The 22293-nt window shown below is 57.9% G+C and carries 23 protein-coding genes; 17 read left to right on the top strand and 6 right to left on the bottom strand.

All coding sequences use genetic code 11. From position 1 onward, the window contains the following. Positions 1 to 21: 21 nt before the first annotated feature. The 10 genes from ACR0K5_RS15310 to smpB all read left to right on the top strand — a co-directional run bounded on the left by ACR0K5_RS15310 (position 22) and on the right by smpB (position 8236). Entirely contained in the window at positions 22 to 1389 is a 1368-nt protein-coding gene (locus ACR0K5_RS15310) for an MFS transporter (protein WP_480630518.1), read from the top strand. Continuing rightward, positions 1386 to 2249 (top strand): penicillin-insensitive murein endopeptidase, encoded by an 864-nt coding sequence (gene mepA / locus ACR0K5_RS15315; RefSeq protein ID WP_480630519.1) that lies wholly within the window; start codon positions 1386 to 1388, stop codon positions 2247 to 2249. The genes ACR0K5_RS15310 and mepA overlap by 4 nt, the downstream gene beginning before the upstream one ends. Continuing rightward, positions 2222 to 3106 (top strand): esterase-like activity of phytase family protein, encoded by an 885-nt coding sequence (locus tag ACR0K5_RS15320; RefSeq protein WP_480630520.1) that lies wholly within the window; start codon positions 2222 to 2224, stop codon positions 3104 to 3106. The genes mepA and ACR0K5_RS15320 overlap by 28 nt, the downstream gene beginning before the upstream one ends. A 91-nt stretch (positions 3107 to 3197) precedes the next feature. Beyond that, positions 3198 to 3842, top strand: coding sequence for a queuosine precursor transporter (locus ACR0K5_RS15325; RefSeq protein WP_480630521.1), 645 nt, complete (start codon positions 3198 to 3200; stop codon positions 3840 to 3842). 263 nt (positions 3843 to 4105) lie between these two features. Further along, positions 4106 to 4525, top strand: coding sequence for an alternative ribosome rescue aminoacyl-tRNA hydrolase ArfB (gene arfB / locus ACR0K5_RS15330; protein WP_480630522.1), 420 nt, complete (start codon positions 4106 to 4108; stop codon positions 4523 to 4525). 60 nt (positions 4526 to 4585) lie between these two features. Next, positions 4586 to 5332 (top strand): SDR family oxidoreductase, encoded by a 747-nt coding sequence (locus tag ACR0K5_RS15335; RefSeq protein WP_480630523.1) that lies wholly within the window; start codon positions 4586 to 4588, stop codon positions 5330 to 5332. Between the two features lie 81 nt (positions 5333 to 5413). After that, a complete protein-coding gene (locus ACR0K5_RS15340; RefSeq protein ID WP_480630524.1) occupies positions 5414 to 6430 on the top strand; it encodes a P1 family peptidase in 1017 nt (338 codons plus the stop codon). A gap of 114 nt (positions 6431 to 6544) precedes the next feature. Then, positions 6545 to 6958, top strand: coding sequence for a c-type cytochrome (locus tag ACR0K5_RS15345; protein ID WP_480630525.1), 414 nt, complete (start codon positions 6545 to 6547; stop codon positions 6956 to 6958). 200 nt (positions 6959 to 7158) lie between these two features. Further along, positions 7159 to 7701: an isopentenyl-diphosphate Delta-isomerase gene (gene idi / locus ACR0K5_RS15350; RefSeq protein ID WP_480630526.1), complete on the top strand. Its 543-nt coding sequence runs from the start codon at positions 7159 to 7161 to the stop codon at positions 7699 to 7701. 58 nt (positions 7702 to 7759) lie between these two features. Continuing rightward, the gene (smpB, locus tag ACR0K5_RS15355) at positions 7760 to 8236 is read left to right on the top strand and encodes an SsrA-binding protein SmpB (protein ID WP_480630527.1); all 477 of its coding nucleotides are present in this window, start codon (positions 7760 to 7762) and stop codon (positions 8234 to 8236) included. 15 nt (positions 8237 to 8251) lie between these two features. On the opposite strand, the gene ACR0K5_RS15360 is transcribed toward smpB, so the two are convergent. The 4 genes from ACR0K5_RS15360 to panB all read right to left on the bottom strand — a co-directional run bounded on the left by ACR0K5_RS15360 (position 8252) and on the right by panB (position 11986). Further along, entirely contained in the window at positions 8252 to 8668 is a 417-nt protein-coding gene (locus tag ACR0K5_RS15360) for a VOC family protein (protein ID WP_480630528.1), read from the bottom strand. 82 nt (positions 8669 to 8750) lie between these two features. Beyond that, positions 8751 to 10229, bottom strand: coding sequence for a glycerol kinase GlpK (gene glpK / locus ACR0K5_RS15365; RefSeq protein ID WP_480630529.1), 1479 nt, complete (start codon positions 10227 to 10229; stop codon positions 8751 to 8753). A gap of 69 nt (positions 10230 to 10298) precedes the next feature. Continuing rightward, positions 10299 to 11150, bottom strand: a complete 852-nt coding sequence (gene panC / locus ACR0K5_RS15370; RefSeq protein WP_480630530.1) for a pantoate--beta-alanine ligase — start codon at positions 11148 to 11150, stop codon at positions 10299 to 10301. Continuing rightward, the gene (gene panB / locus ACR0K5_RS15375) at positions 11147 to 11986 is read right to left on the bottom strand and encodes a 3-methyl-2-oxobutanoate hydroxymethyltransferase (RefSeq protein ID WP_480630531.1); all 840 of its coding nucleotides are present in this window, start codon (positions 11984 to 11986) and stop codon (positions 11147 to 11149) included. The genes panC and panB overlap by 4 nt, the downstream gene beginning before the upstream one ends. 170 nt (positions 11987 to 12156) lie before the next feature. Between panB and ACR0K5_RS15380 the strand changes: the two genes are divergently transcribed. From ACR0K5_RS15380 to ACR0K5_RS15405, 6 genes are all read left to right on the top strand, one after another. Beyond that, on the top strand, positions 12157 to 13644 hold the full coding sequence (locus ACR0K5_RS15380; RefSeq protein ID WP_480630532.1) for an ABC transporter substrate-binding protein: 1488 nt from the start codon (positions 12157 to 12159) through the stop codon (positions 13642 to 13644). A gap of 161 nt (positions 13645 to 13805) precedes the next feature. Beyond that, the gene (locus tag ACR0K5_RS15385) at positions 13806 to 14777 is read left to right on the top strand and encodes a ligand-gated ion channel (protein ID WP_480630533.1); all 972 of its coding nucleotides are present in this window, start codon (positions 13806 to 13808) and stop codon (positions 14775 to 14777) included. A gap of 40 nt (positions 14778 to 14817) precedes the next feature. Next, entirely contained in the window at positions 14818 to 15765 is a 948-nt protein-coding gene (locus ACR0K5_RS15390) for an ABC transporter permease (RefSeq protein ID WP_480630534.1), read from the top strand. Next, positions 15762 to 16577 (top strand): ABC transporter permease, encoded by an 816-nt coding sequence (locus tag ACR0K5_RS15395; protein WP_480630535.1) that lies wholly within the window; start codon positions 15762 to 15764, stop codon positions 16575 to 16577. Before ACR0K5_RS15390 ends, ACR0K5_RS15395 begins: the two co-directional genes overlap by 4 nt. Then, positions 16574 to 18196, top strand: a complete 1623-nt coding sequence (locus tag ACR0K5_RS15400) for an ABC transporter ATP-binding protein (protein WP_480630536.1) — start codon at positions 16574 to 16576, stop codon at positions 18194 to 18196. Before ACR0K5_RS15395 ends, ACR0K5_RS15400 begins: the two co-directional genes overlap by 4 nt. Further along, positions 18193 to 19644, top strand: a complete 1452-nt coding sequence (locus ACR0K5_RS15405) for an aldehyde dehydrogenase family protein (RefSeq protein ID WP_480630537.1) — start codon at positions 18193 to 18195, stop codon at positions 19642 to 19644. The genes ACR0K5_RS15400 and ACR0K5_RS15405 overlap by 4 nt, the downstream gene beginning before the upstream one ends. On the opposite strand, the gene pncB is transcribed toward ACR0K5_RS15405, so the two are convergent. Further along, entirely contained in the window at positions 19641 to 20933 is a 1293-nt protein-coding gene (gene pncB / locus ACR0K5_RS15410) for a nicotinate phosphoribosyltransferase (protein WP_480630538.1), read from the bottom strand. The genes ACR0K5_RS15405 and pncB overlap by 4 nt on opposite strands. A 164-nt stretch (positions 20934 to 21097) precedes the next feature. Here pncB and ACR0K5_RS15415 point away from each other — a divergent pair, with 164 nt between their 5' ends. Continuing rightward, a complete protein-coding gene (locus tag ACR0K5_RS15415; protein ID WP_480630539.1) occupies positions 21098 to 21628 on the top strand; it encodes a hypothetical protein in 531 nt (176 codons plus the stop codon). On the opposite strand, the gene pncA is transcribed toward ACR0K5_RS15415, so the two are convergent. Beyond that, positions 21625 to 22218 (bottom strand): bifunctional nicotinamidase/pyrazinamidase, encoded by a 594-nt coding sequence (pncA, locus tag ACR0K5_RS15420; RefSeq protein ID WP_480630540.1) that lies wholly within the window; start codon positions 22216 to 22218, stop codon positions 21625 to 21627. The genes ACR0K5_RS15415 and pncA overlap by 4 nt on opposite strands. Between the last annotated feature and the right edge of the window lie 75 nt (positions 22219 to 22293).

Below are 22293 nucleotides of genomic sequence, written 5' to 3' on the forward strand. Positions count from 1 at the left end.
TAACGATAAACAGGGGCAGAGATGGCAGAGATTTCCAAGCGCAAGCGCATTTGGGGCTGGTGGTTCTTTGACTGGGCCAGTCAGCCCTATCACACTTTGCTGGTCACGTTTGTCTTTGGCCCTTACTTCGCGGGCGTCGCGGCCGGGTATTTCACAAATGAAGGGCTGGATGCGCAGCAGGCTGCGGCGCGCGCTCAGGTTGTCTGGGCGAATTGCCTGACGATCACCGGCCTGATCATCGCTTTTGGCGCCCCTTTGTTGGGGGCAATGGCGGACGTGTCAGGGCGACGCATCCCGTGGATCTTTGCTTTTTCAGCCATGTATGCGGTCGGTTCTGCCGCGCTTTGGTACACGATGCCCGACGGCTCGAACATGTGGCTGATGCTGTCCGCCTTTGGTCTGGGATTTGTGGGCGCGGAATATGCGCTGATCTTCATCAACTCACAGCTGCCTGATCTTGGCGATGACAGTGAAGTGGGAGAGATTTCGGGCTCGGGCTTTGCCTTCGGCTACTTCGGTGGATTGATTTCCTTGGCGATCATGTTGGCGCTGTTTGTCGAACAACCCAACGGCAAAACACTGATCGGAATGGAACCCGCCCTTGGTCTGGATGCCACAGCTCGGGAAGGTACACGTTTTGTCGGTCCTTTCACGGCAGCGTGGTTTATTCTGTTCATGGTTCCCTATTTCTTGTGGGTTCGCGACGATGAGACGACGAACACGAAGGGCAGTGTGGGTGAGGCGCTGCGTTTGTTGGCAAAATCAGTTTCTAATCTCCGCCATCGCGTAAGTCTGGCTACTTATCTTGGCTCGTCTATGTTCTACCGCGATGCGCTGAACGGGTTGTACAGTTTCGGTGGTGTTTATGCGCGGCTGGTGTTGGAGTGGGATCTGATCAAGATCGGTATCTTCGGGATCGTCAGCGTTCTGGCCTCGGCCATCTTTGCATGGATTGGGGGCAAGGCGGATAAGAAATACGGCCCCAAACCGGTGATATTGGTGGCGATCTGGGTGCTGATCTTTGTTTGCGTCACCGTAGTGATGATGGATCGGACGCAGATCTATGGCATCAGATTGTCCGAGGGTTCCACCCTGCCAGACCTGGTCTTCTTTGGGTGCGGCGTGTTGATCGGTGGCATGGGCGGTATTTTACAATCTGCCAGCCGTTCGATGATGGTGCGCCACACCGACCCCGAAACCCCGGTGGAAAGCTTTGGCCTCTACGGCTTATCCGGACGCGCGACCGCTTTTGCGGCACCTTTGCTGATCGGAGTTGCAACAACTGTGACCGGCAGTGCGCGTCTGGGGGTGTCACCGATCATTCTGTTGTTTATTCTGGGGCTATTCCTGATGCGCTGGGTCAGACCTGAAGGGGATCAGAGCAGATGATTTTACTACGTTTTTTGGCACTACTGGCAATCATGGCGCTGGCGAATACGGCCGCTGCGCAGCCTTTGGCAAAACAGTTGTTCGGGGCACAGAAGTTAAGCTCGCAACAAAAAGCGGCTGCTTTCGGCAGTTATTCGCGCGGATGTGCGGCCGGATCGGTACAATTGCCCGAAACCGGGCCCACGTGGCAGGCAATGCGGTTGTCGCGCAATCGCAACTGGGGGCATCCCGAGGCGATCGATTACGTGCAGGACCTCAGCCGGTTTGCGGCAAAACAGCCGGGTTGGAACGGTCTCTATATCGGGGATATCAGCCAGCCGCGGGGTGGGCCAATGACCTCGGGCCACCGCTCTCATCAGCTGGGGCTGGATATCGATATCTGGATGCTTCCGGGTGATAACATGCGCCTCTCGCGCAAGGCGCGCGAGAATATCTCGTCCATATCGCTGCGCCGCTCGAATGGAGCTTACGTCAACGGCAACTGGACCAAACAGCACCACGCAGTGCTGCGCGAAGCTGCAAAGGACAAACGCGTGGCGCGTATCTTCGTGTTCCCTGGTGCCAAAGTTCAGATGTGCAACGATGAAAAAGGCAACCGCGCGTACCTGCGCAAGATCAGGCCTTGGTGGGGGCATCACTATCACTTCCATGTGCGTTTGAAATGCCCGAGGGGCTCAAAGGGTTGCGTCAACCAGGATGCGCCGCCCAAGGGCGATGGCTGCGCCGAGGCGCAACAATGGGTGCGAAACATCCTGAACCCGCCGCCGCCCGACCCGAACGCGCCGCCGCCCAAGAAACGCCGGGAATATGTTCTGGCTGATTTGCCAAAACAATGCACCGCTGTCTTGCAATCCAACTGACTGCAGCGCTGTTTCTGGCTTCGGCGGCCCTGGGAGTGGATGTAAAGGCTGCCACTCACCAAAACAGTTTTGCCTGGCGTCATCAGGCGGATGGGTTTGGTGGGTTCTCAGCGCTTCACATCTCGGACACTGGGCAACGGTTGATTGCGCTCAGCGACCGGGCAAATTTAGTGACGGCGCGCATTGAGCGTCACGGAGGCGAAATCGCCGGCATTCGCATTTTGGGACAATGGCCGGTTCTGTCCAGCGAAGGGCGCGTCATGTCAGGGAGTGTTGGCGATTCCGAAGGGATTGCGGCGGCTCTCGACGGTGGGTTCTACATTTCATTCGAAGGGGTGCACCGTGTCGCTTATTACCCCGCTCCGGGCACAAAGGCGCGCGTCTTACCGCGCCCGCGGGCCTTTGACGACCTTGTCGGCAATGGCTCGTTCGAAAGTCTGGCCATCGATGCAAGCGGCCGGCTGTATACGCTGCCGGAAAAAAACCGCACCGAACGTGGGGACATACCCGTTTATCGCTGGAACGGCGATGTCTGGTCGACACCATTTGTCCTACCGCAGCAAGGTGGGTTCAGGCCCGTTGCCGCTGACTTTGGTCCTGACGGGCGGTTTTATCTGTTGGAGCGTAAGCTCTCATTTATCGGGTTTCGCTCGCGTCTGCGGCGATGGGATCTGGCGGATGACGTGCCAAACGCCGAGGAAACCCTTTTTGAGACAGGAACAGGTGCTCATGACAACCTCGAAGGTTTGTCAGTCTGGCGCGATGATCAGGGTCATTTGCGGGCCACGATGATATCGGATGACAACTTTCTGGCGCTGCAACGGACTGAGCTGGTCGAATACCTGCTGCCCGATTGACACGAGGCAGATGAAGGTCTAAACGCACGGCTTGCCTTGGGACGAGCCCTTGGCCAAGTCGCCGCTACCTTGTCAAAACGGGCATCAAAACATGCAACGCGCTTACATTCCCGGCATCATTGCCATGGCCGCCATTGTCGTGGCCTCGAACATTCTGGTCCAGTTCCTGATCCTCGACGGGTTGTTGACCTGGGGTGCTTTCACTTATCCGCTGGCCTTTCTGGTCACCGACATCATGAATCGCGTCTATGGGGTGGGTCCGGCCCGCAAGGTCGTGTTCGCCGGTTTTGTCACTGGTATCATTTGCTCGCTGATCGGTAGCCAGATCATGCTGCAGGGAGACGGTTTCACCTATGCAGCCGTGCCGCTGCGTATTGCCGTAGCATCCGGTACCGCCTTCCTGATCGCGCAACTGACCGATGTTACAATCTTCAATTCACTGCGCGGTGGACGCTGGTGGCGCGCGCCGCTGGTCTCGACGCTGGTGGGGTCGGCACTTGATACCGCACTGTTCTTTACCATAGCCTTCTCAGCCTCGGTCACCTTCTTCGGTGCCAACGCAGATGCCGCGATCAATTGGGCGTGGGAACCTGTGCCATTCATGCTGTCCGGCCCGATGGCACCGCTCTGGGTGACGCTGGCATTCGCCGACTGGTTGGTGAAACTGTCGCTGGCACTGATCGCCCTGGTCCCGTTCAAGGTGATCGTTGCCCGCCTGACTGCGCAGCCCGCCTAAAAAAGTGCTTTGAGAATGGCACAAGTTGTGTCACCATCCTTGTTAACCGCAACAGATAGATAAGGAGGTGATCCAGTGTCGAGAAAGAGATTGGAGAGAGGTGTCGGAACAACCGGGGGGATCGCCTGTTAGGGCAGCCCTTGGCGGAGCGCTCGCTCCGGCTGGTCGATTGATCTAACCGACCCGACCTCCTGAACTTTCGAAGGGCTGTCCCACCGGGGCGGCCCTTTCTGTTTCCCTAAGGCCCTTGTAAGGTCGCACCCATGTTGCGCATCACCGACGATATTGCTCTGCAAGACTGGGAAATGACCGAGAGTTTTGTCCGCTCGTCGGGTCCCGGTGGGCAAAATGTGAATAAGGTCTCGACCGCTGTTGAGTTGCGGTTCGAAGCCGCGCGCTCACCTTCTTTGCCTGATCCGGTCAAAAACAGGCTGAAACGGCTGGCCGGGCGGCGCTGGACCAAGGATGGCGCGATCATCATTCAGTGTGAAGAAACACGTTCCCAGGCCCGCAACCGGGAAATTGCGCGTACCAGACTGGCTGAGTTGATCACCCGCGCGCTTGTCAAACCCAAGCGGCGCATTGCAACGAAACCCACCTTTGGCTCGGTCAAGCGTCGGCTTGCCGCGAAGAAAGCGCGCGGCGACGTCAAGGCATTGCGGGGCAAAGTGTCCGAAGATTGATCTGGCATCTTGTCCGGGCGTTGATAGTCTGACCGCCAAATGAGGTAGGAGGATAACGCCATGAGGCTGGAGGGAAAAACCGCAATCGTCACTGGCGGAGCATCCGGGTTTGGTGCGGGGATCGTAAGCAAATTCCTGGCTGAAGGCGCAAGGGTCATGATTGCGGATATCAATGGCGGGGCGGCAGAAGACCTGGCGGCACAGCTTGGTCCCAACGCTGTGGCGCAGCAGGTCGATGTCAGCGACGGTGCCTCTGTTGAAAAGATGGCGGATTCTGCACTCGCCTCGTTCGGGCAGCTGGACATCCTGGTGAACAATGCAGGCGTCACCCATCTGCCAACACCGCTGGAAGATGTCAGCGAGGAGGACTTTGACCGCGTCTTCAATGTAAACATGAAGTCTGTCTATCTGACCGCCCGTGCGCTGGTTCCGCATATGAAGGCACGCGGATCAGGCGCAATTCTGAATGTGGCTTCCACCGCTGGCCTGTCGCCTCGCCCCAACCTGAATTGGTACAACGCCTCCAAGGGATGGATGATTACAGCAACCAAAACGATGGCGGTCGAGCTGGCCCCCACCGGAGTGCGTGTGAATGCGATTTGCCCGGTGGCGGGCGAAACGCCGCTATTGAAATCCTTCATGGGCGAAGACACTCCTGAGATCCGTGCCAAGTTCCTGTCGACCATCCCATTGGGCCGTTTTTCAACCCCTGAAGACATGGCCAATGCCGCCTGTTTTCTATGTTCGGATGAGGCCGGCATGATCACGGGCACGGCGCTCGAGGTCGATGGCGGAAGATGCATCTGATCCGCTTTTCATCTGGCCAAAATATCTCCGCCGGAGGCGGCGCACATCAGCGCGCTTTCCCGCTCAACCACAGAGACTGAAATGACCCCCGGACCCAAAAACCTGATCACCGATGTCCCCGGCCTGATGGTCGGCAACGCTCAGGATGCCGCCTTGAAATCCGGTACGACTGTCCTGACCTCCGAAGACCCGTTCGTAGCATCGGTCCATGTTATGGGCGGCGCGCCGGGTACGCGCGATACGGATCTTCTCGCTGCGGATAAGACAGTGACTCACGTGGACGCGATATCGCTGTCCGGCGGATCTGCGTTCGGGCTGGATGCCTGTTCCGGTGTCTCGGATGCATTGCGCCAGCAGGGTCGGGGTTATCCGGTTGGTGATGTTGTGGTGCCAATCGTACCAGGTGCGATCTTGTTTGACCTACTCAATGGTGGGGACAAGACCTGGGATGAGAATCCCTATCGCGCCTTGGGGCGTGCCGCGTTCGAAGCCGCGTCGGACCAGTTTGACCTTGGTACCGCCGGCGCGGGAACCGGGGCGTTGGCGGCCATGCACAAAGGCGGGTTGGGCTCTGCCTCGCTGGTCTTGGACAGTGGTGTTACCGTGGGCGCACTTGTTGCGGTCAACCCGTTGGGAAGCGTGACCACGCCGGGTGACCGCCATTTCTGGGCAGCCCCGTTTGAAGTGGACGGCGAATTCGGCGGATTAGGGCCTGATTCCAGCGCGGGGCTCGGCTATCCGACTGCCAGTCTTAAGGCGCAGGCGATGCGGTCGGCGAGCCCGGACAAGGCCAATACCACGATTGCCATCGTTGCGACGGATGCGGTCCTGACCAAACCTCAATGCCAGAGGCTGGCCGTTGCCGCCCATGACGGTATTGCCCGCGCCATTGTACCCGCTCACACGCCGGGGGATGGCGATCTGGTGTTCGGGGTCAGCACGGGCGCGCGAGTGATCACCTCTGATGCAGAACCGGGTGTCATCGGGCACGCGGCTTCGATTTGTCTGGCGCGGGCCATTGCTCGGGCCGTTTATCTGGCGACTCCTGCAGCGGGCGACCTATTGCGCTGCTGGTCCGGGGTACATGACAAAAGTTAAGGACACCCTATTTGTCGCAGTGGCACAATATGTGCGCGCGGCAATCTGCGCGTTGACTCTTTTTTGCGCCGACGATCCATTCGGTGCAGCCAAATATGTATCGGAGCAAAAGCTATGAATCGCATCCTCGCTACCGCAATCGTCGGCCTTCTGGCCCTTCCCGCCTACGCTGAAGGCGACGCTGAGGCGGGCAAGAAAACCTTCAACAAATGCAAGTCCTGTCACATGATCGCCGACCCGGAAGGCGAAGTGATCGTCAAGGGCGGCAAAACCGGCCCCAACCTCTTTGGAATCGCTGGCCGCACCGCCGGAACCTATGAGGGCTTCAAATACGGTGACAGCATCGTTGCTGCAGGTGAGAACGGTCTGGTCTGGGACGAAGCGACCTTTGTCGAGTATTCGCAGGACCCCAAGGCATTCCTTAAATCCTATCTGGATGACACGGCTGCCAAGTCGAAAATGACTTTCAAACTGAAAAAAGGCGGTGAAGACGTCTTTGCCTATATCGCAAGCGTATCGGGTGAATAACACCTGATACTGTGCACCTGTGCACAAGGACCAAAGGCCGCAGCCCCTGCGGCCTTTGGTGCGATTGATAACATTGTGGAACAGCGACACTTTGATATCAGACGGCGTATCGCGGAAAACGCCGCAACGCCAAGCCGACCCGGCAACAGCTAAACTCAACATCAGCGCCCGCCAGGCGGATTGGCAGCAGGAGAGGACAGATGGGAATCATGATCCCGGCTTGGGTCAATGGTGAATTGACCCCGGTAGACAAGCTCGAAGCCCATGAAAAAGGGCTCAAGCACAAGGCTGTGTCGGTGTTTGTCGTGCGGGGTACCGAGATTCTGTTGCAGCGCCGCGCATTGGGCAAATACCATACACCGGGCCTTTGGGCGAATACCTGCTGCACCCACCCGGACTGGGACGAAAGCTCTTCCACCTGTGCCGTGCGCCGTCTGAGCGAAGAGCTTGGGATCACCGGCCTTTACCCCGAATACCGTCATCGTCTGGAATATCACGCCGATGTCGGCAACGGCATGGTGGAAAATGAAGTGGTCGATGTTTTTCTGGCCCATGTCCGCGGGCCATTGAAGATCGAGCCTAACCCGGATGAAGTCATGGATATCCGATGGATCGATTACCACGATCTGTTGGCCGAAGTGACACGTCATCCCAACCGGTTTACGCCATGGTTGAAGATATATCTTCACAACCACGCCGACACGATTTTTGGCCCTGATCTGATCATTTCGGCCAAATCCTGACCACAGCGGCAAATCCCTGCCTTGCAAGGGCGGCTCAAGCCGCCTAAATCAACGCGTCATGGCCAAGCAGAAGACAGACCCGAATTACAAGGTAATCGCCGAAAACCGGCGCGCCCGCTTCGATTACGCAATCGAAGAGGACATCGAATGCGGCATCATTCTGCAAGGGTCCGAGGTCAAATCCCTGCGCGCAGGTGGTTCGAACATCGCTGAAAGCTATGCCACCGTTGATGACGGAGAGCTGTGGCTGGTCAACAGCTACATCGCGCCTTACGAGCAGGCCAAGATGTTCAAGCACGAAGAGCGCCGCCGTAGAAAACTGTTGGTGTCACGCAAACAGATGTCTGACCTCTGGAATGCGACCCAGCGCAAGGGCATGACGTTGGTGCCGTTGGTTCTGTATTTCAACCATAAGGGACTGGCCAAGATAAAGATCGGCGTTGCCAAGGGTAAGAAAACCCATGACAAGCGCGAAACCCAAGCCAAGCGCGACTGGTCACGGCAAAAGCAGCGGCTTTTGAAAGATCACAGCTAGGGTCAGTGCTTCGGGTTAATCGTCTCGTCCGGGTTCATTCGGATTGCTTGAGAACAATGCGATCTTGTTGCCCTGAGGGTCGCGCAGGTAACCAACATAGAAATTGGGGCCATAATTGGCGCGAAATCCCGGTTGGCCCTCGTCGGACCCACCTGCGGCAACAGCTGCCGCGTGAAGATCCCGAACCTGCTTTTGATTGCGCGCTTCGAATGCGGTCATGGACCCGTTTCCGGCCGAAGCCGGACGTCCGTCGAAGGTAGGTTTGACGTAGAATTCAGGCAGAACGGAAGATTGGCCGGGTTCGACGGGCAACGCAAAGCTCAGCCCCTCGGGTCCCTCCTCAAGCTCGTAACCCAGCGCGAACATAAACGCCGAATAAAACCGCTTCGCACGTGTTACGTCATCGGCGCCAACTGTGATGTAGGAAATCATGTTTCGCCTTTCTGCCTAAACACTCCGGTTGACCGCTGAAAACTCAGGCCAACACAAAGTTTGGCTCAACAAGCGCGGCGGTTCAAAAGGCCATCGTCGCCTGTACGGCCCGCTGCCAGCGATCATAGGCCGCGTCGCGTTCGGCTTGCTCTTGCGTTGGTTCGAAGCGGCGATCCAGCGCCCATGTCTCTGCAAACCCGGCCGGATCCGGGTAAATCCCGGCTTTCATACCTGCCAGCCATGCCGCACCAAGGGCCGTTGTCTCTTGCATGACCGGCCGGTCCACAGGGGCGCCCAAACAGTTCGACAGGCCCTGCATGGTCCAGTCAGACGCGCTCATCCCGCCGTCGACGCGCAGGATGACGTCTGCATCAGCCCCCCAGTCGCCCTGCATGGCGTGCCACAGATCGCGGGTCTGAAAGGCAATGCTTTCCAGCGTGGCGCGGGCGATCTCTGCCCGGCCTGAATTGCGTGTCAGTCCGAACATCGCGCCGCGGCAATCAGGTTTCCAATAAGGTGCGCCAAGGCCGGTGAAGGCGGGCACAAGCACCACATGCTGGTTCGGATCAGCCTGCGCCGCCAGTTCGCCACTTTGCGGGGCCGCGTCGATGATCTGTAGCGCATCCCGCAGCCATTGCACGGCAGCCCCCGCAATAAAGATGGACCCTTCCAGCGCATAGGTCCGCTGACCGCCCAGCTGATAGGCAATCGTCGTCAGCAGGCGGTTTTTCGACTCGACCGGCTGTGCGCCTGTATTCAGCAAGGCGAAACAGCCCGTGCCATAGGTGGATTTCATCATCCCCGGCTGGAAACAGGCCTGCCCGATGGTGGCCGCCTGCTGGTCACCAGCAACGCCCAGAATAGCAACATCACCGCCAAACAACGTGGTGCTGCCGAAGTCCGAGGCGCAATCGCGCACCTCCGGCAAGAGGTTCAAGGGTACATCCAGCAGATCGCAAATCTCGGCGCTCCACTCACCTTTGTGGATGTCAAACAACAGGGTGCGGGCGGCATTGGTGGCGTCGGTTGCGTGCACAAGGCCTTCAGTCAGCCGCCAGATCAGGAAACTGTCGATCGTGCCAAACAGCAGTTCCCCGGCTTCCGCCCGCTCGCGGGCACCTGAAACGGTATCCAGCAGCCATTTGACCTTGGTGCCCGAGAAATACGGGTCCAGCAGCAGACCGGTCTGGGCGGTGACGTCATCCTCGCACCCGGCTTGCTTGTAGCGGGCACAGATATCGGCAGTGCGTCGGTCCTGCCAGACGATAGCGTTGTGGATGGCCTTTCCAGATTGCTTGTCCCAGATAACGGTCGTTTCACGCTGGTTGGTGATCCCGATCCCGGCGATCTGATTGACGGAAACGCCGGTGGTTTTCATGACCTCGCGGCACACGTGCAGAACGCTGGACCAGATATCTTCGGGGTCATGTTCAACCCAGCCCTCCCGCGGGAAATGCTGGGGAAACTCCTGCTGTGCGGTGCCAACAGGCTGCATCTGCGCGTCAAACAAAATGGCGCGCGAGGACGTGGTGCCCTGATCAATTGCCAGAATATAGGTCATGTCCGCTCTCCCCCGGTATCGTTTTGCGGGACTTTAGCGCAAACAATACCGAAGGGGCCAGTGCAGAAATCAGACCGGATTTACCGGGATATTGTCGATCAGGCGGACGCCGTCAGCCCAGGCCGTAACGAAAAGACGGGCGGGTTTGCTGGCGCTGGACAGGCTTTCCAACGTTGCAGCACAGCGAAGGTCGATATATTCGATCTTGGAGAACCCAGCCTTCAGCAAGGTTTCCTTTGCATCCTGCGCCAGCGCAGCAAACTCTTTTCCCGCAGCCAGGCCATCAGCCACCTGCCGCATGACATCGTTCATACGTTCTGCGATCTTCAACCCTTCGGGTGAAAGAAGAAGATTGCGGGACGACATCGCCAGTCCCGAAGGTTCACGCACAGTCGGGCAGCCAACAACCTCAATCGGGATGTCCAGATCGCGCGCCATACGGCGGACAACCAGCAGCTGTTGATAGTCTTTTTCCCCGAAATAGGCTCGATTCGCCTGTGTTTGCAGGAACAGCTTGGCGACTACAGTGGCCACGCCTTCGAAATGTCCGGGGCGGAAAGGGCCTTCCATCACGTCGGTCAGGCCGCCGACCGATACCGTTGTCGAAAAACCTTTCGGATAGACTTCCTGCGGGTCCGGCACATAGATCGCATCCACCCCATAGGGGGCCAGTTTCTCAGCGTCCTCATGTTCGGTGCGGGGGTAGTTTTCCAGATCGTCGGGGTTGTTGAACTGCTTGGGGTTCACAAAGATCGTCACGATCACCCGGTCGCAGCCCTCTTTCGCGGCTTGTGCCAGTGACAAATGCCCTTCGTGCAGCGCACCCATGGTCGGAACTACGCCGATCATCTCACCTTTTCGGTGCCATTCGGTGGTTTTGGCTCGCAGCTCGGCCAAAGAGCGCAAAATCGGAGCGGTCATGTCTTGGGTCCTTTAATCGGAGCCTGATCGGCAAAGACATGTTCGTCAGCCGGGAATGTCCGCGCGCGCACTTCGGCGGCGTATTCCGCGATAGCAGCCTCGGCCAACGGACCCAGCTCGGCATAACGTTTGACGAATTTGGGTTTGAAGGCGGTGAAAAAGCCAACCATGTCGTCCACCACCAGAATCTGCCCGTCGCAGCCTGCGGATGCTCCAATTCCAATGGTCGGGATCGCGATCTCATTGGTGATCTGGTCTGCCAGACCTTGAGGAACTTTTTCCAGAACGACAGAAAAGGCGCCAGCCTCAGCCACGGCGCGAGCGTCTGCCATGACGGCTTCAGCCTGCTCGTCACGGCCCTGCACCTTGTAGCCACCCAGCGTGTTGATGGATTGCGGGGTCAGACCGATATGAGCCATCACCGGGATGCCGCGCTTGACCAAAAAGCGGATGGTTTCGGCCATCTCGACACCACCTTCCAGCTTTACGGCCCCGGCGCTGGTTTCCGCCATAAGCCGCGCTGCGTTGCGGAAGGCATCGGCAGGTGAATGCTCATAGCTACCAAAGGGCATGTCGATGACCATCATCGCCCCTTCCAGCCCGCGGGACACGGCCTGACCATGCAGGATCATCATCTCCATCGTGACGCCCAGCGTGGATTCCAGCCCGTGCAGCACCATGCCAACGCTGTCACCGACCAGAACAAAGTCGCAATGCGCGTCCATCAGGCGCGCCATTGGTGTTGTATAGGCGGTCAGTGAAACCAGCGGTTCGCCACCTTTTCGGGCGCGAATATCCTCGGCGTTCGGGGCTTTCTTGCGGGCGGTGGCGCTCATGGGTCGCTCCTGCAGGTATTATGTTGCAGTGCGGCATAGCAGATCGGACGGGGCCGAAGAAACCCCGGTTGCGCGAACATTCCCTTGATTGACCTCAGGTTTACAGGAAGACTGTCAGTAAAACGGCCCCGAAAACAAGGGTACAGCCAGTTTCAGTAGGGAGAGTTTATATGACAAAAATTCTGATCCGGACATTCGCATCGACCCTGGCCGTTGGCGCCAGCCTGATTGCGACACAGGCTTTGGCCAAGTCCGACATCACCATCGCCATGCAGCTTGAACCCCCGCATCTGGATCCCACCAGCGCCGCGGCGCAGGCCATCGACTCGGTGGTTTACACCAATATCTTCGAAGGCCTGACACGTTTCATGGGCGACGGCTCGGTCGTGCCCGGTTTGGCAGAAAGCTGGGAGATTTCCGAAGACGGCACGGTTTACACTTTCAAACTGCGCGATGGCGTGACGTTCCATGACGGCACGACCATGGATGCAGAGGATGTCAAGTTCACCCTGGACCGCGCCACTGCAGACGACAGCGCAAATGCACAAAAGGCGCTGTTTGCCGGAATTGAAAGCGTCGAAGTCGTTGACCCGCTGTCTGTCAAAGTCACTCTGTCCGAGCCAAACGGCAATTTCCTGTTTAACCTGGCCTGGGGGGATGCGGTTATTGTCGCGCCTGACAGCATCGAAGACATCAAGACCAATCCGGTTGGCACTGGGGCCTATACCTTTGGCAACTGGGTTCAGGGCGACAGCATCACGTTGAATCGCAATCCCGACTATTGGGGCGATCAGCCTGCGTTAGAGACTGCTACGTTCAAGTTTATCTCGGACCCAACTGCCGCTTTTGCCGCCATGATGGCCGAGGACGTCGACGTATTTGACAACTTCCCAGCGCCAGAAAACCTGCCACAATTCGAGGCCGATCCACGCTTTCAGGTTCTGGTCGGTTCGACCGAAGGCGAGACGATCCTGTCCACCAACAACAAGCAGCCGCCGTTTGACGACATCCTTGTCCGGCAGGCACTGGCCCATGCCATCGATCGGCAGGCCATCATCGACGGCGCGATGTTCGGTTATGGCACCCCGATCGGCACGCATTTCGCACCGCATCATCCGGCCTATGTCGATTTGACGGGCAATTCGGCTTACGACCCAGAAAAAGCCAAGGCAATGCTGGCCGAGGCCGGGTTCGAAGACGGATTCGAGACCACCTTGCACCTGCCGCCGCCATCTTATGCCCGTCGCGGCGGGGAAATCATCGCTGCACAATTGGCCGAAGTCGGCATCACCGCCGATATTATCAACGTGGAATGGGCGCAATGGCTGGAATCGGTGTTCAAGGGCAAGGATTTCGGCCTGACCATCGTCAGCCATACCGAACCGATGGATATCGGTATTTATGCGCGCCCTGATTATTACTTCCAGTATGACAGCACGGATTTTCAGGCGCTGATGGATGCGTTGAATACCACCACTGATCCCGAAGAACGTACTCGCCTGATGGGGGAGGCCCAGCGTCTCATCTCTGACGATTATGTCAACGGCTACCTTTTCCAACTCGCCAAGCTGGGGGTTGCCAAAGCAGGTGTTCAGGGCCTGTGGGAAAACGCGCCCACGGCGGCAATTGATCTGACCCAGATCAGTTGGTCTGAGTAAGGAATAAACCGGGGCTGTCCGGTGCGGTCCCGGCACTTCACAAGGTTTGGTTGGGTATTGTTATGACGTTGTTTCGTGCCATTTGCCTTATCGTCTTAACCGCTTGCCTTACATCTTTTTCCCCGGGGCAGGCTGCGTCTCAGAACGTATTGGGAGGGCGATTGGATGCTCTGGCCGGTACGCCGGAAAACCCGTTGGAGGTCGGTATTGGCATCCGCATCGACCAGATCACAAGCGTCGATCAAAAGGCCGAAAACTATGGCGCGGTTGTTATTCTGCGGGTGGAATGGACAGATTCTGCACTGTCTTTCGACCGGGAAGAACTTGGGCGCGACATCCGTGTTTTCAACCCACCCAACCTGGCCAATCACGCGGCGGAAATCGGTGCAGTCCTGCCTGCGTTCGTCATTCACAACCAGCAATCCAACAAGTGGATACACGAAAACGCGGCCTCTTTGCGGTATGACGGTCGTGTCGTCTATGTCGAGAAATCCTCGCTGACGTTACAGGCACCGCATTTTGATTTCCGAAAGTACCCGTTCGACACGCAGGAGTTTCACTTCGAGGTCGTGTCCATCTTTCCAACGGAATACGTCTCTTATTACCCGTTGGAGGAATACTCGGGCCTTGGCGACCTGCTGGGGGAAGAAGAGTGGGTTTTGGACAATGCACGGTTGGAAAAGTCCGAGGTCATGGGGTTGTCTGGCAAGGAAAGCGACCAAGTCGCGCTTGTTTTTGAAGGAAATCGCCATCTGACCTACTATGTCATCCGGGTGTTCCTGCCGATGCTTGTCCTGATCTCGGTTGGCTGGGCGCTGTTTTTTCTGGATGAATATCGCCGGAGGATCGAGATTGCGGGCGGCAATCTGTTGGTCTTTGTCGCGTTCAACTGGGCCATCTCTGCCGATTTGCCAAAGCTGGGGTATCTGACCTTTCTGGATTTTGTCCTTCAGTGCATGTTCCTGATGACCGGAGCGCTGATCGTTTTCAATGTTGCACTGCGAAGACTGAAAGTTTCTGGCAAGGAGGGAGCAGCGCGAACCCTGGACAACTATGCGATCAAGTGGATTTATCCACTGGGATATGCAGCGATCGTAGCTTACGCGGTTTTCGCCTATCTTCTGGTGCCTTAGATGCTGGACCAGCGCCTGATGTGACCCTAACGTGGTGCCAATGCTCCGCTATGCCTTCAAACGACTGATTTCACTGCTTGTCAGCCTAGCCGTCGCCTCAGTAGTCATCTTCGCGGTGATTGAGGTGGCGCCGGGCGATCCGGCGTCGTTCATGCTGGGCGTCAACGCGCAGGAGGACACGCTGGCTGCGCTGCGGTCCGAGCTGGGATTGGATGGGTCTAAAATACAGCGCTATTTCAACTGGGTCGGCGGAATGCTGGTGGGGGATTTCGGCACCTCATACACCTACCGTACGCCAGTTTCGCAGATGATCGCAGACCGGCTGTGGGTGTCTCTGCCCTTGGCTCTTTACGCGTTGACCCTTTCTACGTTGATTGCCTTTCCCGCCGGGATTTACGCTGCGGCCCGCCGGGGTAAGCCGGGAGACCTGGCAGTGATGGGAGCAACACAGCTTGGCATCGCGGTCCCCAACTTCTGGTTCGCGATGATGCTTGTGCTGATCTTCGCCATCAACCTGCGCTGGTTCAATGCGGGTGGGTTTGTCGGTTGGGGCGACGGGGTTTGGGCCGGGCTGCATTCGCTGACCCTTCCCGCTGTGGCCCTTGCCTTGCCGCAGGCTGCGATTCTAGCGCGTGTGATGCGGTCGGCGTTGCTGGACATTCTGGGCGAGGATTTCATGCGCACGGCCCGGGCCAAGGGCTTGTCCCGCCGTCAGGCCCTTTGGCGGCATGGGGTGCGAAACGCGCTGATCCCGGTGCTGACCATCATAGGCTTGCAGTTTTCCTTCCTGCTGGCAGGTTCGATCATCATCGAACAGGTCTTTTATCTGCCGGGCCTTGGGCGGCTGGTGTTTCAGGCGATTTCTGCCCGTGACCTCATTGTCGTGGAATCTGTTGTGATGCTCTTGGTCTTTGCTGTGATCACCGTGAACTTCCTTGTCGACCTCGCATATGCCGCAGTTGATCCCAGACTGAGGAGCAGGTCATGAGCCGTAATCTGACCCTCGGCGCCATGCTGTCTTCATTGGTGCTGCTGGCTGCGCTGGTTTCGTATGTCTGGACGCCTTACGACTATGCTGCGCTGGACATTCCCAACAAATTGCAGTCTCCGAATTTACAGCACTGGTTCGGAACCGATCATTTCGGGCGCGACATGTTCTCGATGATCATGGTCGGCGCACGCACTTCGATTGCAGTGGCGCTGGTGGCGGTGGGAATTGGTATGGCGCTGGGCGTTCCACTTGGTTTGACTGCGGCCGCGCGCAATGGGTCCTTGCTGGATGAGGTGATTATGCGCGGCAACGATCTGGTCTTCGCGTTTCCTTCGCTGGTCATCGCTATCCTGATAACCGCCGTGTTCGGTGCCGGTGCGATCAACGCCATCATTGCCATCGGCATTTTCAACATTCCCGTTTTCGCTCGCATCACTCGTGGGGCCGCTTTGTCACTGTGGGAGAGGGAGTTCATCCTTGCTGCCCGTGTCTCGGGCAAAGGGGCGGTGCGGATATCAGCGGAACACATCCTGCCCAATGTCGCCAACCTGCTGATCGTGCAGGGCACCATCCAGTTCAGCCTTGGTATTCTGGCCGAAGCTGGCCTTTCTTATGTCGGTTTGGGCGCGCAGCCCCCGACACCCAGCTGGGGTCGGATGCTCGCGGATGCGCAGACGATGGTCAGTTTTGCCCCGCATTTGGCTCTGATTCCGGGCTTGGCGATCATCGTCACGGTGTTGGGTCTGAACCTGTTGGGCGATGGTTTGCGCGACTGGCTGGACCCTCGGATCAGGGTGGCGCGAGAATGAGTTTGTTGCAGATCGAAAAACTGGCGCTGGAGATCCACGGGGCACCGATCCTGAAAAAGATCAACCTGTCGATCGATCCCGGCCAGATCGTAGCCGTTACGGGCGAAAGTGGCTCGGGCAAGTCGATGACTGCCCTGGCAGTGATGCAGCTTTTGCCGAACGGAGCAGAGGTGGACGGTGCGATCCGACTGGACGGTGACGACCTGCTTACCCGGTCAGAGGTCGAGATGTGCGCCCTGCGCGGCGCGTCCATTGGGATGGTGTTTCAGGAACCGATGACGGCGCTGAATCCCGTGAAAACCATTGGTGATCAGGTGATGGAGACAATCCTGATCCACAAGGCGATGCCCCCGGTCCAAGCCCGTGCCCGCGCCGAGGACGTACTGACTCGCGTTGGCCTGCCGCCGGATCAATTCCCTCTGACCCGCTATCCACACGAACTGTCCGGCGGGCAACGTCAGCGCGTGGTTATTGCCATGGCCATCGCCCTGCGTCCCAGGTTGTTGATCGCGGACGAGCCCACCACGGCGCTGGATGTCACTACACAGGCGCAAATTCTTGATCTGCTCAAGGGGTTGGTGCGAGAATATGACATGGGCCTGCTGATGATCACCCATGATCTGGCCGTAGTGGCCGACATGGCGGACCAGATCACCGTCATGCGCGAAGGAGAAGTAGTCGAGAGCGGGGCGACCAATCATCTGCTGCACAACATGCAGCACCCCTATACCCGCATGTTGTTTGAGGCTTCCGATCATCAGGTCACGCTGCCGGAACCCGCGCGCCCTCATCCCTTGCTGGAGGTAAGTCAGGTTGTCCGGGATTACCGACTGCCCCGTAAAGGCTTGTTGGATGCGCCACGTCATCACCGGGCAGTGGATGGTGTCAGTTTCACCGTCAACAGAGGGGAGCGGCTGGGGTTGGTAGGTGAATCCGGATGCGGAAAATCGACCCTAACACGAGCAATTTTGGGCTTGGAAGAAGTGCAGTCCGGTCAAATCCATCTGGATGGCCAACCGGTGTTTACCGGCCACAAACCGAACCTTGCGGTGCGCCGGAAGATGCAGGTGGTGTTTCAGGACCCGTATGGCAGCTTCAACCCCCGCCATCGTGTCGCACGCCTGATCACGGAGCCTTTTCATTTGCTGGACACCCCGCCAACCGGGTCGGAACGGCTGGATCAGATTGCTGAGATGCTGACGGCTGTCGGCCTTGGTCCAGACGACGCGGGCAAGTACATCCATGAGTTTTCAGGCGGGCAACGGCAGCGGATCGCTATTGCACGCGCCCTGATCATTCGACCCGAACTGATACTGTTCGACGAGGCAGTGTCGGCTCTCGACGTGTCAGTCCGGGCTCAGATCCTCGATTTGCTCGCCGAACTGTGCGAAGTCTATGATCTGACGTATCTGTTCATCAGCCATGACCTGAGCGTTGTCCGCACGATCACCGACCGCGTGCTGGTGATGCAGTCCGGGCGGATTGTCGAGCAGGGTCAGACCGAACAGGTGTTCCAAGACCCGCAGCACCCATACACGCAAACTCTGATTGCCGCCGCGCCCCGATTGCCAGACATCGGCGTAAGTACCTTTTTAGAGCCTGAAGGGAGGCCCAAATGACTCAGAAGATTTGGTTTGATCCCACTTTGTGTCTGATCGGCGGACGTTGGACCCAATCGGCAACGGGAGACAACCTGCCTTTGATGGACCCTTCGGACGGAACCGAGATTTGCCGGATTGCCCGGGGCTCCGAGCGGGATATCAACGCGGCGGTCGAGGCCGCCGGGTCGGCGTTGAATTGCGACTGGGGACGCAAGACAGCGTTGGAGCGTGGCCGTATCCTGACGCGGCTGGGCCAACTGGTGCTGGAACGCGTGGACGATCTGGCGCAGCTTGAGGCAATGGATGTCGGAAAACCGCTGACGCAGGCGCGGGCGGACGCGGTCGCTCTGGCGCGGTACTGCGAGTTCTATGGCGGCGCGGCGGACAAGGTGATGGGAGAGACCATTCCCTATCTCGATGGCTACACCGTTTATACTCTGCGCGAACCACATGGGGTGACGGGCCATATCGTGCCCTGGAACTATCCGATGCAGATCATCGGGCGTTCGGTCGGAGCGGCCTTGGCTATGGGCAATGCCTGCGTTTTGAAACCTGCAGAAGAGGCTTGCCTGACCGCGCTGGCCTTTGCCCATCTCGCGCAACAGGCCGGGTTGCCAGCTGGTGCTTTGAACGTTGTACCCGGTCTGGGGGTCGAGGCGGGCGCTGCGCTGTCCGGGCATCCGGAGGTCAACCATATCTCGTTCACCGGTTCGGTTGCGACGGGTGCCTTGGTTCAGCAGGCTGCAGGACGCAATGTCGTTCCCGTGACGCTGGAACTGGGCGGGAAGTCCCCGCAACTGGTCTTTGATGACGCTGATCTTGATGCAGCCATGCCATTTCTGGTGAATGCGGGCATTCAAAACGCTGGGCAGACCTGTTCAGCTTCGTCCCGCATCCTGGTGCAACGGGGCGTCTATGAGCAGGTCAGATCCCGCATGTCTGAGGCATACAAGCACCTCACCGTAGGGCCCGCGATGCAGGATCTGCGTGTCGGACCACTGATCTCGGACCGGCAGAGGGAGATTGTCAGTGGCTTTCTGGAAAAAGGCATGGATCTGACCATCGCCGCGCAGGGACAGATTGTCAAAGGCGCGCCAAAGACCGGAGCCTATGTCCAGCCCACCTTGTTCGCAGATGTGCCTGCAGATCACCCGCTGGCCAGGGACGAGATTTTTGGCCCGGTCCAGGTTCTGATCCCCTTCGACACTGAAGAACAGGCTCTAACCATAGCAAATAGCACCGACTATGGCCTTGTCGCCAGTGTCTGGACACGGGACGGAGCGCGGCAAATGCGTTTGGCGAAAGCGCTGCACTCAGGTCAGGTCTTCGTCAACAACTATGGTGCCGGAGGCGGTGTAGAACTGCCGTTTGGTGGTGTGGGTAAATCCGGCCATGGCCGCGAAAAGGGGTTTGAGGCTCTGTACGGCTTTTCACAACTTAAGACAGTTGCCGCTTTTCACGGTTAAACGATCACTTTGATCGCTTCTTGCGCACCGACCCCAAACACTCGCTTATAGCGCTCGATCTGGTTTTTCGGGCCCATCGCCTTTTCCGGGTTGTCCGACAGCTTCACCGTTGGGCGCCCATTGGCGGATACTGCCTTGCAGACCAATGAAAACGGTGCCAGCGCGTCATTGGGAACAAGCCCGCGAAAATCGTTGGTCAGCAAAGTTCCCCAGCCGAAGGAAATATTGGCGCGATCTGTGAACTGGGCGTGCAATTCCTGAATTTTTTCGACATCCAGCCCGTCTGAGAAGATGATCCGTTTCCGTTTCGGGTCCTCGCCTCGTGCATTCCACCAATCGATTGCCACCTCGGCCGCTGCTGCCGGATCTCCGCTGTCGATGCGAATACCGGTCCACCCCGCCAGCCAATCAGGTGCGTTGTCCAGGAACCCCTTGGTGCCATAGGTGTCGGGCAGGATGATACGCAGGTTGCCGTCATGCTCGTCATGCCAATCGCTGAGCACGTCATAGGGGGCCTGCGCCAGTTCGTCATCAGAATCGGCCAGCGCGGAATAGACCATGGGTAATTCGTGCGCGTTGGTGCCGATGGCCTCAACCTCGCGCCGCATGGCGATCAGGCAGTTCGAGGTCCCGGTAAACGCGGATCCAAGTCCTTCGATCATGGCTTGTACGCACCAGTCTTGCCAAAGGAACGAATGCCGCCGCCTTGTGCCAAAATCCGCGATACCAAGCCCGTCGATGGCGCCCAGCTTTTTGATTTTCTCCCAAACGCGGGTCATTGCCTGGGCATAAAGCACTTGCAGTTCAAACCGGCGCATTTGATTCAGTACCGCGCGCGACCGCAACTCCATTAAAACTGCCAGAGCTGGGATCTCCCACAGCATGACCTCGTGCCACTTGCCTTCAAAGGTCAGCTCATACTGATCGCCTTTGCGCTCAAGATGATAGGGCGGCAGGCGCATATTCTCGAACCACTCCATGAAGTCCGAGCGGAACATCTGACGTTTCCCGTAGAACATGTTGCCGCGCAGCCACGTGCTTTCGCCCCGGCTGAGGCTGAGAGAACGGATATGATCCAGCTGTTCCCGCAACTCGCCTTCATCGATCAAACGGGCCAGTGGCACGTGATTCGACCTGTTGATCAGTGAAAAAACAACGTCCGTTTGAGGCTTGTTTCGAAACACTGACTGGCACATCAGCAGTTTGTAGAAGTCAGTATCGATCAAAGACCGAACAATCGGGTCGATCTTCCATTTGTGATTGTAGACACGGGTCGCGATGTCGACCATGGGGAACTCCTGCGATTTCCGTAGTTAGATCAATCGACTCCGGAAATGGCAAGAGTCGCTGATTTGGTGACAATGCCAGTTTGACGTCACAATACCGGCATATTGTGCATTGTTTTCTCCGGTTAGTGAGAAGTGGGGATGGAAAGACGAAACTGAGTTTGTGAATGAGTCTCGAGTACGATTTTGATATTGTTAACGTCGCACAGGACGACTTAGATCCTGAAAAGCTGGGGTCCGACTCCAATAGGGAACGACAGGTGCGTGCTGTGTTCCGAGATATCAGAGCCGCGGATGCGTTGCGTGGAACATCACCGAAAATTCGCAAGATTTTCCTGGATGCCGGATTCAGCCTCGAGTCGCGCGACAGCGGCATCGTGCCAGGCGTGTTTCCAGCCGAAGATCAGGCAGATCGGGCGCGAGTTCTGCGGTCGCTGTTTGAAAACATCAGAACCCGTGGGGTTCAGGGTGAGTATTGCGGTGATTTCAACCTTTGGGAGTTTCTGCGCTATGTCCGGACAGCGCAACCCATGGCCGGGATCGTACGCAGTCAGCCGATGCGCATTCAGGCACCTCAGTCAAGCCGGCCCAACCCAGAACGCCGCACAGTTCCGGGGCGCATTGGGTTTGCGCTCGGATTGGCGGTTGTTTTGTTCGTGATGATCAAGCTTTTGGCCGCTGCTGGCGCAACGCCTTAGGTCAGAACAACGCCAGCGTCCCGCATTGCACGTTCAGCTGCGGCAAGCGAGCCGTCCATATCAATCTCGCGACAAGCGGCCATGTGGACCGTGACGTCGAAACCCAAACCGGCGGCATCTACTGCGGAATAATGAACGCAGTAATCGGTGGCCAATCCCACAAGGGTCAATCGACCGATGCCTCGGGTATCCAAATAGCCTTTCAGACCTGTCGGTGTCTGGTGGTCATTCTCGAAGAACGCGGAATAGCTGTCGATAGCACTGCGGAACCCCTTGCGAAGGATAAGGTCGCCATCGGTGCGCAATTCGGGATGAAAGGCAGCCCCCCGCGTGTCTTGAATGCAGTGATCAGGCCACAGAACTTGCGGGCCATAAGGCATTTCGATCAATTCGAACGGGGTTTTGCCATCGTGGGAGCTTGCGAACGAAGAATGCCCTGCCGGATGCCAGTCCTGCGTCAGGATCACGGTCTCGAATTCATCCATCATGGCGTTTATCGGGGCGACGATTTCGTCCCCTCCGGCCACTGCCAATGCGCCGCCGGGGCAGAAATCGTTCTGAACGTCGATTACGAGCAGGGCGTGGGTCATGTCTGCCTCCTTTGACTGCTCTATCGGTAGGCGGCGGGGCGCGGGGCGTCAATGCAATCCCTTGCGACTCTGGGT

It is taken from the genome of Ruegeria sp. AB9, assembly GCF_056542585.1.